This is a genomic window from Corticimicrobacter sp., from assembly GCF_040137905.1.
GTDB lineage: Bacteria > Pseudomonadota > Gammaproteobacteria > Burkholderiales > Burkholderiaceae_B > Corticimicrobacter.
Genome location: NZ_JBEFDG010000043.1, coordinates 20,376 through 36,638, shown reverse-complemented (window position 1 = coordinate 36,638; position 16,263 = coordinate 20,376). Strand labels below are relative to the sequence as shown.

Genomic DNA, 16,263 nt, shown 5'->3' with positions numbered 1-16,263 from the left:
GGCAAAACCCAGGCCGAAGCCGACCAGCGCACCGAGCAGGGCAAAGGGGGAGGCTGCGGCACCTTCGCCCAGTCGGTACAGATGGGCGCTGATGCATGAGCCGGACAGGGCCATGCCCAGTCCGAAGACCAGGGCACCCGCCGCCAGTACCCAGCTGACCGGGCCGATATGGGCACCGGGCGGCAGCCGCCCCGGGACGGGCGAGGGCAGGAATGCGCCAAACAGCACGTGGTAGCCCAGCGTGCCGACCAGCAATGCCGCGACCAGGCCCAGCAGCCCCAGTGCGTTACGGTGCTCGAAGTAGTCGCGCATCATGCAGTAGAAGCAGAAGCGCGTGCGCTGCAGCACGATGCCGAAGGCCAGGCCCAGCAGCAGCGAAAGCGACAGCGTCCGGCCTTCGCCCGGCAGGTCGTGCAGGCGGGCTGCCGCATACAACAGCCCGCCCAGGAGGATCAGGGCGGGCAGGGCGCGGCGTGCAGTGATGCCGGATGCGGCCGCGCCAGGCATCAGGTGTTGCCCCAGACGGTGCCGGCCGGGTTGGCAATCGGCGACCCGACCGAATTGCCGTACTCGGTCCAGGAACCGTCATAGTTGCGCACATCGTAGCCGAGCAGTTTCTTCAGGGCGAACCAGGAGTGGCTGGAGCGCTCGCCGATGCGGCAATAGGTGATGATGGGCTTGGAGCCGTCCACGCCCACTTCCTCGTAGATGGCCTTGAGCTCCTCGACTGGCTTGAACGTGCCGTCTTCAGCAACCAGCTTGCTCCAGGTGACGTTGACGGCACCTGGAACATGGCCTGCGCGGACGGATAGTTCCGGTACCCCGTTGGGCGCAAAGATCTTGCCGTTGTATTCGTCAGCCGAGCGGATGTCGACCAGATGGGCATCCGATGCCTTGTTGGCGACGTCGCGTACGTCGTTCAGGTAGGCACGCAGCGCCGGGTTGGCAGTTTTGGCCGTGACATTGCCGGGCTGGGGGACAGGTGCGGCAGCCGACAGGGGGCGGCTTTCTGCCTCCCATTTCTTGCGTCCGCCATCAAGGATTTTCACGTTGTCGATGCCGTAGATATCGAAGATCCAGGCTCCCCAGGCTGCAAACCAGTTGTTGTTGTCACCGTAGAGGACGGTCACGGTATCGTCGTTGATGCCGGATTTGCGCAACAAGTCCTGGAATTGCGCCTGCGGCACGATATCGCGGGCGACCGTGTCGACCAGATCGGTGTGCCAGTTGTAGTTGACGGCACCGGGGATGTGGCCGCGTTCATAGAGTCCGGGATTGACGCTGACTTCGACCAGCCGGACCTTGGGGTTGTCGAGGTTCTGCTCTACCCATTCGGTGGTGACCAGATAGGGGCTCGCCGCCCAGGCTGGACTCGCCAGACCGAAGGCCGCGAGGGAGGCGGCAATGAGGCGCTTGAAAGACATGTCGTGACTCCTTTGATGGGTTCTCCGGATGGAGGAATCAGCTTAAGGAAACCGGATATTTCAGGGAACGATCAATTCCCAATATCGTTATGCCAGTAGCCGGCGGGGTTATCCCTTATTTTGAATTTCTTTCATTTTGCGTTAAGATGTTGTCTTCTTCATATAGAAATGTTCAATTTCGTCGGATTGCAGAGTCTTGCATTCCGGTGTCAATCAGGGTGCTTTCAGAGCACTGTTCGCTCGTATCCCGGTTTGTATCGACGGCCCGGCCGTTTTCCGCACAACCTTCCTGGCTCCCTGGCAAAGACTGCAGAACGATTCTGCATCCCGCTGGTGGGCGCATGTGTCATTCACGAGCACCATGAACCGACAGGAGGTCATCATGAAATCATCACACCTTGCCGCCACGCCTGTGCTGCTGGCTGGTTCATCCACGAAATTTGCCCGTACGCTGTGCGCAGCCGCCCTTGGCACTGTGCTGGCCGGCATGGGCGGGCAGGCGCTGGCCGCCCCGCAGTGCGAACTGGATCGCACGGTCAAATTTGGTGGCATGAACTGGGAATCCAACCTTGTCATCACCGATGTCGAGCGCGCCATCATCGAGAAGGGCTACGGTTGCCAGACCGAAGTCCTGCCGACCGAGACCCTGCCTGCCCTGGCTGCGCTCGAGCGCGGTGATCTTGATGTCAATTCCGAGATCTGGCTCAATAGCGTGGCCGATCCCTGGAAGCGCGCCGAGGCGACCGGCAAGGTCAAGCGCATCGGCGATGTGTTCATGGGTGGCGAAGCCTGGTTCATCCCGCGCTATACCGCCGAGCGCTTGCCCGAACTCAAGTCGGCTGCCGATCTGCCCAGGTTCAAGGAGCATTTCACTGATCCCGAGGAACCCTCCAAGGGCCGCTTCTATGGCTGCCCGGCCGGTTGGGGCTGCGAGGTGGTGAGCACCAATCTCTATCGTGCGCTGGGGCTGGAAGACAGCTACACGCTCTATTCCCCCGGTACCGGTGCGGCACAGAAGGCGGCGCTGACCTCGGCCTACAAGCGCAAGCAGGACGTGGTTTTTTATTACTGGTATCCCACGCCGCTGGTCGGTGCCATGGATCTGGTCAAGCTGGAGTTGCCTCCCTATGATGCCGACGCACATCAGTGCCTGACATCGCCGGATTGCCAGGACCCCAAGCCCAGCGCGTATCCTGAAAACCCGGTCTTCACGGCGGTCAACACGCAGTTTTCGCAACAGGCTCCGCAACTGACCGAGTTCCTGTCGCGCGTGTCGATCCCGCTGGGCGACATCAACGAAACGCTGGCCCACATGGAAGAAAGCGGCGATGACGCTGCCGACGTGGCCGAGTGGTTCCTCAAGAACAAGTCCGACATCTGGACCCAATGGGTGCCTGCGGACGTGGCCGAGCGCGTCAAGGCGTCGCTCTGATCCTTCCTGGATGAGCCATGACCGGGGCGCACGGAGGTGCGTCCCCGGTTTTTTGCGTTGTTGCCAGGCGGGCGACATCCACCCGCCGGGCGGGAGAAAAATAATATGTTTCCCGAATTGATTCCTGCGCGTACCTTGCGCACTGCCATCGACGGTTTCGTCGATGGCATCGTTACCAATTACGCCGATACGCTGGAAGCGTTGTCCAGGCCTATCCTGTCTATCCTGGTGTGGCTGGAACAGGTGCTGCGTGCCGCACCCTGGTGGGCCGTGGTACTGGTCGTCATTGCGGTGGCATGGCTGGTCAGCCGCCGTATCGTGCTCAGCCTGTCCATGGGGGCGCTGCTGTGTGTGCTGGGCGTGATCGGCCTGTGGGATGCCGGCATGCAGACGCTGTCACTGATGCTGATGGCGGCGGCGCTGTCGATCATGATCGGCATCCCGATCGGCATTCTCATGGCGCGCTGCAACTGGCTGCGCACCATTACGCTGCCCATATTGGACGTGATGCAGACCATGCCCAGCTTTGTCTACCTGATTCCGGTGGTCATGCTGTTCGGCCTGGGCAAGATCCCGGCGTTGATCGCAACGGTGATTTACGCCGTGCCACCACTGATCCGACTGACCGATCTCGGTATCCGTCTGGTTGATGAAGAAGTGCTCGAGGCCTCCCGTGCCTTTGGTGCCAATACGCGCCAGCAACTGTTTGGTGTGCAGTTGCCTTTGGCCCTGCCCAATATCATGGCGGGTATCAACCAGACCACGATGATGGCGTTGTCCATGGTCGTCATTGCTTCCATGATCGGAGCCCGCGGTCTGGGCTATGAGGTATTGCTGGGCATCAACCGACTGGAGGTCGGGCGCGGCTTGCTGGCCGGTATCGGTATCGTGGTGCTGGCAATCCTGTTCGACCGGATTACCCAGTCTTATGGCAAGCGTGTAAGCCATGGAGGACAGTCATGAGCAAGATAGAAGTACGCAATATCTACAAAATATTCGGACCCAAGCCGGAGAAATGGCTGGATGCGGCCAAGGCCGGCATCAGCAAGGAAGAACTGCTGGCACGCAGTGGCCATACCCTGGGCCTGCGCGATATCAGCCTGTCCATCGACGAGGGCAGCATCTATGTCATCATGGGGCTGTCAGGCTCAGGAAAATCCACGCTGATCCGCCATTTCAATCGTCTGATCGAGCCCAGCGATGGTCACATCCTGGTCGATGGGCAGGATGTGATGGGGCTGGGCAAACGTGATCTGGAGCAGTTCCGGCAAACCAAAATGGGCATGGTGTTCCAGCGTTTCGGCCTGTTCCCGCACCGAACCGTGCTCGACAATGCTGCCTATGGGCTGTCCGTGCAGGGCATGGCGCGCGCCCGGCGCGAAGAAAAGGCCCGCCACTGGCTGGAGCAGGTCGGGCTGTCGGGGTTCGAGAACCAGTATCCCAGCCAGTTGTCGGGCGGCATGCAGCAGCGGGTGGGCCTGGCTCGCGCGCTGGCGACCGACGCCGAGATCCTGTTGATGGACGAGGCCTTTTCCGCGCTTGATCCGCTGATCCGTCGAGAAATGCAGGATCAGCTCCTGCAATTGCAGAATCGTCTGAACAAGACCATCGTATTCATTACACACGATCTGGATGAGGCGCTGCGGCTGGGCAACCGGATTGCCATTCTCAAGCACGGGGAACTGGTGCAGGAGGGGGCACCCGAAGATATCCTGCTGCATCCTTCCAATGATTACGTGCAGGCTTTCCTGCAGGATGTGAACCGGGGCAAGGTGCTCAATGCCGCGCACGCATTGCCCGAGCGTGGCCCGCGCCTGACCCTGACCATGCGGACCCGGCCGGGGCATGCGCTGGAGCAGATGCAGGCGCTGCGCTACGACTATGCCCCGGTGCTCGACGGCAAGCGGCTGGGTGGTGTGTTGACCGTCGGCGCGGCGATCCGGGCCCGCAACGAAGGTGCCCGCGATATTGCAGGTTATGTCGATGACATGGCGTCGGTGCCGGCCTCGGCAGGGCTGGATGAGGTACTTGCCCAGATGCTGCGCAGCAACGAGCCGCTGGCCGTGGTGGGCGAGAACGAAGAGTTCATCGGACTGTTGTCGCGCAGCAAGGTCTCCGAACTGGTGGCACCCGCCATGCCGGATCATGCCGGTGTGGATGCCTCCACGGGTCATGCTGGCCAGGACTCGGCTGGCTCGGGGCACGGTGCCACGCCGAGCGGCGCTACAACGGCATAGTGGTGTATATTTCCGTATTCTTTTCAAGGCTCAACGGAGCATCGCAATGCCTTTCCTGCAGATCGAAGTCGCCAGCAAGCGACGTGAGTTCAATACACAGACCCTGTTGCAGTCCGTCACCCAGGCGGTCCAGGCTTCGATCGGCGCAGCCCTGCCGAGCATCCGTGCCACGCTGTCGCTGGTCGATCCCGACCTGACCATCGATGGCGGCACCATTGGCCGCGAGACGGCACTGGTGCGTATTTCTCTGCTCAGCGGTCGCTCGGAAGAACTCAAGGCCGCCCTGCTCAAGGCGGTGACGGCTGCGGTGGCCGAGAATACGGATGTGCCGGCCGATAGTGTGCGTGTCGTGCTGGGTGATATCCTCAACTACGATCTCGGATTGGTGGATGGCGTCAGCGCCAAGGCGCTGGGCCGCTAGGCGTGGCGCAGCGCAGGGGGCGGCAGGGCCGCAGGCAGCAGATGGACGAACCGACGCTTTCCGAGCATGAGGGTATCCGTTATCTCCATTTCAATACGGAATGGATACAGGGGGCGATGGAAATCGCCGAACCTGCCAAGCTGGTGCTGGAGTATGCGGCCCAGATGATGGCTTGGTTGCTGTTCGTTCCACCGCCTCGTGAGCCGCAGGCCATTGGTGTGTTGGGGCTGGGCGCAGGTTCGCTGGCCCGCTTTTGCTTGAAACATACTGATAGTACGGTTATCGCGGTTGAACGCAATCCGGCGGTGACGGCCATTTGCCAGACCTGGTTCAAGCTGCCACAGTCCAATCGAATGTGGATTGCCCATGAAGATGCGGCCCATTGGGTGTCGGACCCTGTGCAGCGTGGGCTGTGTCCGGTGCTCATGGTCGATCTGTACGATGCCCAGGCGCAGGGACCGGTGTGCGATAGCGTTGAATTCTATCGGGACTGTCGTGCGGTGCTGGGCGAGCGCGGTGTCATGGTCGTCAATCTGTTTGGCAACCATGACAGCTTTCCGCGCAACATGGCCAATATCGAGGCTGCCTTCGAGGATGGTATTGCACTGGTGCTGCCGGAAATAGATGCGGGCAACCGAATCGTGCTGGCCTTCCGGGGCATGTCGCCCCAGGTGGATGCGCAATTGCTGCTGGCGCGTGCCGAGGAAGTGGAGCGCCAATACGGTCTGCCGGCACGGAAATGGGCACGCTCCTGGCTGGGGCTGACACGCGACGTGCAGGCCTGAGACGCGATCTGGCTGGCTAACGGTTAATATTACATCTTGTCATGAGGGATCCATCCATGTCGTTCATTCGCTTTTCGCAGCGCTGGCTGGGGGCTGCCGCAGTCGGCCTGTGTACGCTGTCACCTGCGCTGGCGCAGGACAAGTCCGTGGCTGTACTGGCCATCGTCGAACATCCCGCGCTCGATGCCGTGCGCGATGGCGTGCGTCAGGCGCTGGCCGATGCCGGCTTTGAAGCAGGCAAGAACCTGCGCTGGCAGTATCAGAGCGCACAGGGCAATACCGGTACAGCCGCCCAGATTGCCCGCAAGTTCGTGGGCGACCGTCCTGATGCCATCGTTGCCATTGCAACGCCGGCTGCCCAGGCAGTCGTTGCCGCGACCCGTGAGATTCCCGTGGTCTATACGGCCGTGACCGATCCGGTGGCCGCTCAGTTGGTGCCCTCCTGGGAAGCGTCGGGCACAAATGTGACCGGGGTGTCCGATCAGCTTGACCTGGATGTGCAGATCGAATTGATCAGGCAGATTGCACCGCAGGCTGTGCGGGTCGGCACCATCTATAACCCGGGCGAAGCCAATTCGGTCGTGGTCGTGCGTCAATTGCAGGAATTGCTGCCACAGCACGGCATGCAACTGGTCGAGGCCGCTGCGCCACGCACGGTGGATGTGGCTACTGCCGCACGCAGCCTGGCCGGCAAGGTGGATGTCATCTATACCAGCACGGACAATAACGTGGCCTCTGCCTATGAAGCACTCTACAAAACAGGCGTCGATGCCAGGATCCCGCTGATTGCCTCCGATGCCGAACTGGTGTCGCGTGGTGCAGCAGCAGCGCTGGGTGTCGATTACTACCAGCTGGGCCTGCAGACCGGTGAGCAGGTCGTGCGCATCCTGAAGGGTGAAAAACCCGGCGATATCGCCTCCGAAACCAGCCGCAAGCAGGAGCTCTACGTCAACCCCGCTGCAGCGCAGGCTCAGGGGGCGGCATTGCCGGCTGCCTTGCTTGAAACTGCAGCCCACGTTGTCGAATAAGTACGCTGTTGCGTTGCATCGAGATTCATTTTCCAAGAGGAGCTGTCCATGTCGCTGGTCCATTCTTCCATTCGCCTGCTTGGCGCGCTGACGCTCGGCCTGTCGCTGGGCACTCCGGTGCTGGCACAGGACAAGTCAGTCGCGGTGCTGGCTATCGTCGAACATATTGCGCTGGATGCTGCGCGTGACGGTGTGCGCCAGGCGCTGGCCGATGCCGGTTTCGAGGAAGGCAAGAATCTGCGTTGGCAGTACCAGAGTGCGCAGGGCAATACCGGCACGGCTGCCCAGATTGCCCGCAAATTCGTGGGTGATCGTCCCGATGTCATCGTGGCGATTGCCACGCCTGCCGCTCAGGCTTCGGTGGCTGCCACGCGAGACATCCCGGTGGTCTATACCGCCGTGACCGACCCTGTGGCAGCACAACTGGTGCCGGCCTGGGAGGCCTCAGGCACCAACGTCACAGGCGTGTCGGATCAACTGGAACTGTTACCCCAGATTGAACTGATCAAGCAGATCGTCCCGGAGGCCAAGCGTATCGGCATTGTCTATAACCCGGGCGAAGCCAATTCGGTGGTCGTGATCAAACAGTTGCAGGAACTGCTGCCGCAGCATGGCATGCAACTGGTCGAGGCCGCTGCGCCGCGTACCGTCGATGTGGGCGCGGCTGCCCGCAGCCTGATCGGCAAGGTGGACGTGATCTATTCCACCACCGACAACAACGTGGTGTCGGCGTACGAGTCACTCTACCGGGTGGGGGTCGATGCCAAGATTCCGCTGATTGCGTCCGACTCCGGCAGTGTCGAGCGCGGTGCCATTGCAGCCCTCGGAGTTGGCTACTATGATCTGGGCCTGCAGACCGGGAGGCAGGTCGTGCGTATCCTCAATGGTGAAAAGCCAGGTGATATCGCTTCCGAAACCAGCAACAAATTCGAGCTTTACGTCAATCCTCGTGCCGCCGAGGCGCAGGGCGTGACGTTGCCCGAATCGGTACTGAAGTCTGCTGCCAAGATCGTGGAATAGAACGGGTCGTCGATGTCGCTATTTTCTTTGCTGGGTGCCCTTGAAATCGGGCTGATTTTCGGTCTGGTTGCCCTGGGCGTCCTGATCTCGTTTCGCTTGCTGCGTTTTCCCGATCTGACGGTGGATGGCAGTTTTCCCCTGGGTGGTGCGGTGGCCGCCACACTGATTGCGGCCGGGCATGATCCGTTTTTCGCGACCCTCGCGGCAGCCGGGGCCGGGGCCGTGGCCGGGATGATCACCGGTTGGCTGAACGTACGCCTCAAAATCATGGATCTGCTTGCCAGCATCCTGATGATGATTGCGCTCTATTCGATCAATCTGCGCATCATGGGGCGGCCCAATGTGCCGCTGATCATGGAGCCAACCATGTTCAGCATCCTGCAGCCTGCGGGCATGTCCGATTACGTTTTCCGGCCGCTTCTGCTGGTGGTCGTAGTGATCGCTGCCAAGTTGCTGCTTGACTGGTTTTTCTCGACGCAGACAGGCCTGGCCATGCGTGCAACGGGTTCCAACCCAAGGATGGCGCGCGCTCAGGGTGTGGCAACCGGTGCCATGGTGCTGGCCGGCATGGCGATTTCCAATGCCCTGGTCGGCTTGGCCGGGGCCCTGTTTGCACAGACCCAGGGTGGGGCTGATATTTCCATGGGAATCGGTACCATCGTGATCGGTCTGGCTGCCGTGATCGTGGGTGAGAGCATTCTGCCTGCCCGCAAGCTGGTCTGGGCGACTCTTGCCGTGATCATCGGGGCCATCGCCTACCGGTTCTTCATCGCATTGGCGCTCAATAGCGATTTCATCGGTCTGCAGGCACAGGATCTCAATCTGGTGACGGCGCTGCTGGTGACCTTTGCGCTGGTGTTGCCGCTGATCAAGCGCCGTTTTGCCGCCAAGAGGAAGAAGCACTGATGTTGCGCGCAGAAAATCTCTACCTTACGTTCAATGCCGGTACGCCGATCGAGACGCGTGCCCTGCGGGGCCTCTCGCTGCACATACCAGAGGGCCAGTTCGTGACGGTCATCGGCTCCAATGGCGCCGGTAAATCGACCTTCCTCAATGCTGTATCGGGCGACCAGCCCGTGGATGACGGGCGTATCGAGATCGATGGGCAGGACGTGACTGACTGGCCGGTATGGAAGCGTGCAGGCCGGGTGGCGCGGGTATTTCAGGACCCGATGGCAGGTACCTGCGAAGACCTGACCATCGAGGAAAACATGGCGCTGGCCTGGGCGCGAGGTCGCAGTCGCACGCTGGGACGCGCAGTGCGTGCCTCGATGCGTGAACAGTTTCGCGAGCATCTGGCCACGCTCGAGCTTGGCCTGGAAAACCGCCTGTCAGATCGTATTGGTCTGTTGTCGGGAGGACAGCGACAGGCCGTCAGCCTGTTGATGGCTGCGCTGCAGCCTTCGCGGATACTGTTGCTTGACGAACACACCGCTGCGCTGGACCCACGCACGGCTGATTTTGTGCTGGCGCTGACGGCCAGAATTGTTGCGGAGCACAAATTAACCGCTATGATGGTGACGCACAGCATGCGCCAGGCGCTCGATGTCGGTGATCGTACCGTCATGCTGCACCAGGGCAATGTTGTGCTGGATGTGGCGGGCGATACCCGCAAGGGGCTTGATGTACCGGATCTGTTGGCGATGTTCCAGCAGGTGCGCGGAGAAAAACTGGCCGACGACGCGCTGTTGCTGGCCTGAACACCCTGGGGATCGACATCGACGATGTGGCGATCCCGGGCGCTGATGTGTTCGGTATGCATGCCGGGCCGCCCGAAGGCGGCCCTTTTTGCCTTCCTGCTTTGTACTGAGACTCTTTTGTTAATCGAGTCTTAAAAAAAATAGTTTAAAGTTATTCGGTTACCCGACTAGCGTAGTCACCTTTTCCCGTGAGGATTCCATGCACGTGTCGTTTCGACAACTTTCAATTCCTGCCGGCGTCGTGCTGGCGCTGGCATTGGCCGGCTGCGGTGAGCAGCCCCAGATGAATCCCGGATTGCCGCAGGTCAGCGTGATTACCGTTCAACCTGAAACACTGCCCATGCGCACCGACCTTCCCGGTCGCGTTGACGCAGTACGCGATGCGCAGATCCGCGCACGCGTGACCGGCATCGTCCAGAAGATCGAATATGAGCAAGGCAGCGATGTCAAGGAAGGCCAGATCCTGTTCCGCATCGATCCGGCCCTCTACCGCGCCCAGGTGCGCCAGGCCGAAGCCAACCTGCTGCAGGCACGTGCCGACCTGAGCGCAGCTGCTGCGCTGGCCAAGCGCTACCAGCCCCTGGTCGAGGCGCGTGCCGTCAGCCGCCAGGAATACGACAATGCCGTTGCGGGTGCCAAGCAGGGTGAGGCTTCGGTTGCCGCAGCCCAGGCCGCGCTGGAAACCGCCAGGATCAATCTGGGCTACACCTCGGTTACGGCACCCATTGCAGGCCGCATCGGCGAACCACTGGTCACCGAAGGCGCACTGGTCGAGGGCACACAGGCCACCCAGATGGCATTGGTACAGCAGCTTGATCCGATCTATGTCGACTTCACCCAGTCTGTAGCCGATCTGGCCAAGTTGCGGCAGGCGCTGGCCAGCGGCCAACTGCAGCGTGTGGGTCAGAACGAGGCGCTGGCAACACTGGTGCTGGATGATGGCAGTGAATATGCCCGACCGGGCAAGCTGCTGTTCACGGGGGTCACGGTTGATCAGGCTACCAGCCAGGTCAAGCTGCGCGCTGAGTTCCCTAATCCCGACAATGATCTGCTGCCTGGCATGTACGTGCGTGTGCGCCTTGAGCAGGGCATCGAACACAATGCGCTGGCCGTCCCGCAACAGGCCCTGCAACGCACGCCGGATGGTGGCGTGAGCGTGGTCGTGGTCAAGGACAAGATGACCAGCCAGGTACCGGTCAAGACCGGCGGTATGGAAAATGGCCGCTGGATCATCACCGAAGGCTTGTCCGCTGGCGATGTCGTGGTAGTCGAAGGCTTCCAGAAGATCCGTCCGGGCGTGCCCGTGGTGGCCTCTGCCTGGAAGGACTCGGCAGATCCCGCTATCGGAGGGTCGCAGCTCCAGCAGTCCGGCCAGCAGTCTGAGGGTGATGCGCCTGCCGCACAGCCTGCCGAGGGCTCCGCATCCTGATGCGTATCCTGTTTCGTTGCGGGCAGCCTGGCTGCCCGCATGTTGAGCCCCTACATTAGAGCCAACACATGTCACAATTTTTTATCGATAGACCGATTTTTGCCTGGGTCGTCGCCTTGTTCATCCTGCTGGCCGGTGCGCTGGCGATTCCGAACATGCCGGTGGCCCAGTATCCCGATGTGGCACCGCCGACGATTGAAATCTCGGCGACCTACCCGGGTGCCTCCGCCGAGGACGTGGCCGAGTCCGTGACCAGTATCATTGAAAACGAACTCAATGGTGCCAAGGGTCTGCTGTACTACGAGTCGGTGAGTGACTCCAATGGCCAATCCACGATTTCCGTGACGTTCAGCCCGGGTACGGATCCTGACATGGCACAGGTCGATGTGCAGAACCGCGTGTCGAACATTACGGCACAGTTGCCATCGGCCGTGATGCAGCAGGGCCTGAGCTTCGAGCAGAGCAGCGCAGGCTTCCTGATGATCGTGGCCCTGTCTTCCGACGACAAGAACAGCGATGCCACGGCACTGGGCGACTATATTTCGCGAAATATCCAGAATCCTATTTCCCGGGTGCCTGGCGTTGGCAAATTCCAGTTGTTCTCGGCACCGCGTGCCATGCGCGTCTGGGTCGATACCGACAAGCTGATTGGCTTCAATCTGAGCGTCAATGACATCAATCAGGCGCTGGCTACCCAGAACGTACTGGTATCGGGAGGGGCGATCGGTGCGCCGCCCAATCCGGGTACGCAGCGTGAGGCGTTCACCATCATGGTGAACGGTCAGCTCAAGACTGTTGAGGACTTTGGCAATGTGATCCTGCGCGCCAATACCGATGGCTCGATCGTGCGCCTGCGTGATGTGGCGCGCATCGAGGTCGGGGCCGACAGCTACAACTTCGGGGCCCGCCTGAATGGCCAGCCTACGGCGGCATTCGCGATTTCGCTGACGCCCGACGCCAATGCACTGGAGACGGCCGAAGGAATCAAGCGCGAGCTGGATGAACTCTCCAAGTTCTTCCCGGCTGGTGTCAGCTATACGATTCCCTACAATACGGCACCGTACGTGCAGCTCTCCATCGAGCAGGTGGTGCATACGCTGCTCGAAGCCATGGTGCTGGTGTTTCTGGTGATGCTGCTGTTCCTGCAGAAGGTCCGCTACACCATTATCCCGACAATGGTGGTGCCGGTGGCCATCCTGGGGGCCTTTGCGGTGATGCTGGCGCTCGGATTCTCAGTCAACGTGCTGACACTGTTCGCCATGGTGCTGGCCATCGGGATCCTGGTCGACGATGCCATCGTGGTCGTCGAAAACGTCGAACGGATCATGGCCGAAGAAGGCCTGTCACCCAAGGAAGCGACCCGCAAGGCCATGCGCCAGATCAGCGGTGCCATCGTGGGGATCACGCTGGTGCTGGTGACGGTGTTCCTGCCGCTGGCTTTCATGAGCGGCTCGGTCGGGGTGATCTATCGTCAGTTCGCTGTTGCCATGGCAGTGTCGATTTTCTTCTCCGGTTTCCTGGCGCTGACCTTTACGCCGGCATTGTGCGCAACGATCCTGAAACCCATCCCCAAGGGCCAGCACCATGAGGAAAAGAAGGGTTTCTACGGCTGGTTCAATCGCAAGTTCGATGCCACGGTAGGTACCTATGAAGGTTGGGTCGGCAAGATTCTGGCCCGCAGCGGGCGCATGATCGTGCTCTACCTGTTGCTGGTCGCGGTGCTGGTCGTCATGTATATGCGCCTGCCATCGTCCTTCCTGCCGGTTGAGGATCAGGGCTATGTGATCAGCAATATCGAGTTGCCGGCAGGTTCGTCCGCCAGCCGTACCATGGAGGTGATCGAAGAGGTCGAAGCCTACTTCATGGACAAGCCTTACAAGGAAAACATGATCACGGTGCGAGGCTTCAGCTTCAACGGCAATGGCCTGAACTCGGCCATCGCTTTCGTGACCCTCAAGGACTGGAAGGATCGCAAGGGCTTCGATAATTCGGCCGAAGGCATTTCCTTCAATGCCATGCAGGATCTGCTGATGGGCATCAAGGATGCGCTGGTCTATACCATCGTGCCGCCTGCGATTTCCTCACTGGGCAATTCGAGTGGCTTTGACTTCCGCCTGCAGGATCGTGGCAATCTGGGTAATGCTGCACTGTGGGCAGCGGCCGGCCAGATGCTGGGTGAAGCGATGCAGAACCCGGTGCTGTCGCAGGTGCGGATCAATGGCCTGGGCTATGGTACGCAATTGCAGTTGAATGTCGACCGCGAGAAGGGGGCTGCGCTGGGTGTGGATTTCGCCGAAGCGGCCAATCTGCTGTCGACCGCAGTGGGTTCGTCCTACATCGGCAAGTTCCCCAACATGGGGCGCATGCAGAATGTGTGGGTGCAGGCTGAGGCTGACAAGCGCATGAACCTCGAAAACGTGCTGAAGATGAATGTGCGCAACAATCAGGGAGGCATGGTGCCGCTGTCGGCTTTCGTGACGGCCAGCTGGCCGCAAGGTCCGACCCAGGTTGTACGCTTCAACAGCTACGAGTCGATCCGGATCGGTGGTGATGCAGCGCCTGGTTACGCCAGCGGTGAGGCCATGGCCGAGATGGTGAAGCTCATGGATACACTGCCCAGTGGGTTCGGCTATGAGTGGAGTGGCGTTTCCTACCAGGAAACCCAGGCCGGCAACCAGGCTCCCATCCTGATGGCGCTGTCGCTGGTCGTGGTGTTCCTGGTGCTGGCAGCCCTTTACGAGAGCTGGGCCATTCCTCTGTCGGTGATGCTGGTGGTGCCGCTGGGTATGCTGGGCTCCGTCGGACTGGTGTCGGCACTGGGCATGACCAATGACGTGTACTTCCAGGTGGGGCTGGTGACCATCATCGGGCTGGCGGCCAAGAACGCCATCCTGATCGTCGAGTTTGCCAAGGATGCCTATGCGGCCGGTGGTGATCTCAATCATTCGACGATCGAGGCAGCCAGATTGCGTTTCCGTCCCATTCTGATGACATCGCTGGCATTCATTCTGGGCATGGTGCCGCTGGTCATGGCCAGCGGTGCAGGTGCCGCCAGCCAGCATTCGGTCGGTCTGGGCGTGCTGGGCGGGATGCTGGCCGCCACGCCGTTCGCCGTGATTTTCGTGCCGACGTTCTTTGTCGTGGTCATGAGCATTTTCAAGACGCGTCCGCGCCTGCTCGGTGCACAGGCCGAAGCCCATGCCCAGGAGCAGGAAGAGCGCCGCAAGGCCGCAGGCCTGCAGGTCGAGCGTGATAACGAGGAGGGCAAGGCATGAGCCGCGCCGTACGATCTTTCCGACTGACGGGGGCCGCTGCGGCGGCAGCCCTGGTGCTGGCTGGCTGCTCGCTGGCACCGACCTATGAACGCCCTGCCGCACCGATCTCTGCGCAATGGCCGGATGCCCAGGCTGCCAATGTGCAGGATGCGCAGGTGCCGGCTGCCGAGATCGGCTGGCGGGAGTTCTTCCGTGATGCCCGCCTGCAGCGGGTCATCGAGATCACGCTCGAAAACAACCGGGACCTGCGTATTGCATTGCAGCGAGTCGAAGAGGCTCGCGCGCAGTACGGCGTGCAGCGCGGTGAGCAGTTCCCGTCGATTGGCCTGGGGGCGCAGGGTACGCGCCAGCACGTGCCGCAGAACATGCGCGTGGGCGGGCCTGACTCCACGTCGATATCTTCTCAGTATCAGGCTGGCCTGGCCCTGACTTCGTTCGAGATCGATCTGTTCGGCAAGCTGCGCAACCAATCGGAAGCCGCGTTTCAGACGTTCCTGGCGACCGAGCAGGCGCAAAAGACGGCTCAGATCAATCTGGTTGGTCAGGTGGCACAGGCTTACCTGACGCTGCGCGCTGCCGAGTCCGAACTTGAACTGGTTCGCCAGACGCGCAAGGCACGCGAAGAATCTTTCGACCTGGTGCGGGCGCGCTATGAAGGCGAGGTGGCTTCAGAACTGGAATTGAATCAGGCTCGCAGCCTGCTCGACAGCGCTGATGCGACGCTGGCGGCACTGGACCGGACGCGCTCGCAGGCACGCAATGCCCTGACGGTCCTGATGGGACAGCCGGAGCCGGGTGACCTGCCCGAAGCGGCACCGTTTGATCGTGATCAGTTGCTGGCGTCCGTTCCGGCTGGCTTGCCGTCCGATCTGCTGGCCCGTCGTCCCGATATCATGGGTGCCGAGCATCAGTTGCTGGCTGCCAACGCCAGCATTGGTGCTGCGCGCGCAGCATTTTTCCCGACGATTTCACTGACGGGGTTGCTGGGTAGCGGCAGTGCACCACTTTCCGGCCTGTTCGAGGCGGGTTCGGGCATGTGGAGCTTCTCGCCGCAGATTGCCATGCCACTGTTTGCCGGCGGCAGTATCCGTTCGGGGGTGGCGCTGGCCGAAGCGCGCAACAACATCGCCGTGGCCCAGTACGAACAGACGATCCAGCAGGCTTTCCGGGAAGTCGCTGATGCCCTGGCGGGTGAAGCGACCTATGGTACGCAGCTCGATGCCCAGCGTTCTTTCACGCAGGCACAGTTGAAGACGCTGGATCTGTCCAATCTGCGCTACGAGAATGGTGTCGATAGCTACCTGCAGGTACAGACGGCACAGATCGATGCGCTGGATGCGCAGCGTTCATTGATCCAGACCGGCCTGGCCGCGCTGGTCAATCGTATCGAGCTGTACAAGGCTCTGGGTGGTGGCTGGAACGAGCAGACCGTGCAGTCCGATGCTCAGGTAGATGGCGAGTCTGGTGACGGTGGCAATGCCGTTGCCGACCAGGCTGCTTCCTCCTGAGACG

General features: G+C 61.1%; 14 protein-coding genes. 12 read left to right on the top strand and 2 right to left on the bottom strand.

The window, feature by feature from the left end; all coding sequences use genetic code 11:
* Nucleotides 1-507: YeeE/YedE thiosulfate transporter family protein (locus tag ABN482_RS07435; RefSeq protein WP_349503388.1), on the bottom strand; the 507-nt coding region annotated here is incomplete at its 3' end.
* Nucleotides 507-1,424: a sulfurtransferase gene (locus ABN482_RS07430; RefSeq protein ID WP_349503387.1), complete on the bottom strand. Its 918-nt coding sequence runs from the start codon at nucleotides 1,422-1,424 to the stop codon at nucleotides 507-509. The genes ABN482_RS07435 and ABN482_RS07430, both read right to left, overlap by 1 nt.
* 487 nt (nucleotides 1,425-1,911) lie before the next feature.
* Between ABN482_RS07430 and ABN482_RS07425 the strand changes: the two genes are divergently transcribed.
* The 12 genes from ABN482_RS07425 to ABN482_RS07370 all read left to right on the top strand — a co-directional run bounded on the left by ABN482_RS07425 (nucleotide 1,912) and on the right by ABN482_RS07370 (nucleotide 16,259).
* Complete coding sequence (locus ABN482_RS07425; RefSeq protein ID WP_349503390.1) at nucleotides 1,912-2,856, top strand: ABC transporter substrate-binding protein; 945 nt, start codon at nucleotides 1,912-1,914, stop codon at nucleotides 2,854-2,856.
* 105 nt (nucleotides 2,857-2,961) lie between these two features.
* Complete coding sequence (locus ABN482_RS07420) at nucleotides 2,962-3,819, top strand: ABC transporter permease (protein ID WP_349503386.1); 858 nt, start codon at nucleotides 2,962-2,964, stop codon at nucleotides 3,817-3,819.
* Nucleotides 3,816-5,093 carry a quaternary amine ABC transporter ATP-binding protein gene (locus ABN482_RS07415; RefSeq protein WP_349503385.1) on the top strand — a complete coding sequence of 426 codons (1,278 nt, stop codon included), beginning with the start codon at nucleotides 3,816-3,818 and terminating at the stop codon, nucleotides 5,091-5,093. Before ABN482_RS07420 ends, ABN482_RS07415 begins: the two co-directional genes overlap by 4 nt.
* 46 nt (nucleotides 5,094-5,139) lie before the next feature.
* Nucleotides 5,140-5,514: a tautomerase family protein gene (locus ABN482_RS07410; RefSeq protein ID WP_349503384.1), complete on the top strand. Its 375-nt coding sequence runs from the start codon at nucleotides 5,140-5,142 to the stop codon at nucleotides 5,512-5,514.
* Between the two features lie 41 nt (nucleotides 5,515-5,555).
* Nucleotides 5,556-6,299: a class I SAM-dependent methyltransferase gene (locus tag ABN482_RS07405; RefSeq protein WP_349503383.1), complete on the top strand. Its 744-nt coding sequence runs from the start codon at nucleotides 5,556-5,558 to the stop codon at nucleotides 6,297-6,299.
* A gap of 56 nt (nucleotides 6,300-6,355) precedes the next feature.
* Nucleotides 6,356-7,327, top strand: a complete 972-nt coding sequence (locus ABN482_RS07400) for an ABC transporter substrate-binding protein (RefSeq protein ID WP_349503382.1) — start codon at nucleotides 6,356-6,358, stop codon at nucleotides 7,325-7,327.
* A gap of 48 nt (nucleotides 7,328-7,375) precedes the next feature.
* Entirely contained in the window at nucleotides 7,376-8,347 is a 972-nt protein-coding gene (locus ABN482_RS07395) for an ABC transporter substrate-binding protein (RefSeq protein ID WP_349503381.1), read from the top strand.
* Between the two features lie 12 nt (nucleotides 8,348-8,359).
* Nucleotides 8,360-9,253 carry an ABC transporter permease gene (locus tag ABN482_RS07390; protein WP_143857587.1) on the top strand — a complete coding sequence of 298 codons (894 nt, stop codon included), beginning with the start codon at nucleotides 8,360-8,362 and terminating at the stop codon, nucleotides 9,251-9,253.
* Complete coding sequence (locus tag ABN482_RS07385; protein WP_349503380.1) at nucleotides 9,253-10,047, top strand: ABC transporter ATP-binding protein; 795 nt, start codon at nucleotides 9,253-9,255, stop codon at nucleotides 10,045-10,047. Before ABN482_RS07390 ends, ABN482_RS07385 begins: the two co-directional genes overlap by 1 nt.
* Before the next feature lie 199 nt (nucleotides 10,048-10,246).
* Nucleotides 10,247-11,476 (top strand): efflux RND transporter periplasmic adaptor subunit, encoded by a 1,230-nt coding sequence (locus ABN482_RS07380; RefSeq protein WP_349503379.1) that lies wholly within the window; start codon nucleotides 10,247-10,249, stop codon nucleotides 11,474-11,476.
* A gap of 68 nt (nucleotides 11,477-11,544) precedes the next feature.
* Entirely contained in the window at nucleotides 11,545-14,751 is a 3,207-nt protein-coding gene (locus ABN482_RS07375; RefSeq protein ID WP_349503378.1) for a multidrug efflux RND transporter permease subunit, read from the top strand.
* Nucleotides 14,748-16,259 (top strand): efflux transporter outer membrane subunit, encoded by a 1,512-nt coding sequence (locus ABN482_RS07370; protein WP_349503377.1) that lies wholly within the window; start codon nucleotides 14,748-14,750, stop codon nucleotides 16,257-16,259. The genes ABN482_RS07375 and ABN482_RS07370 overlap by 4 nt, the downstream gene beginning before the upstream one ends.
* Nucleotides 16,260-16,263 lie beyond the last annotated feature (4 nt).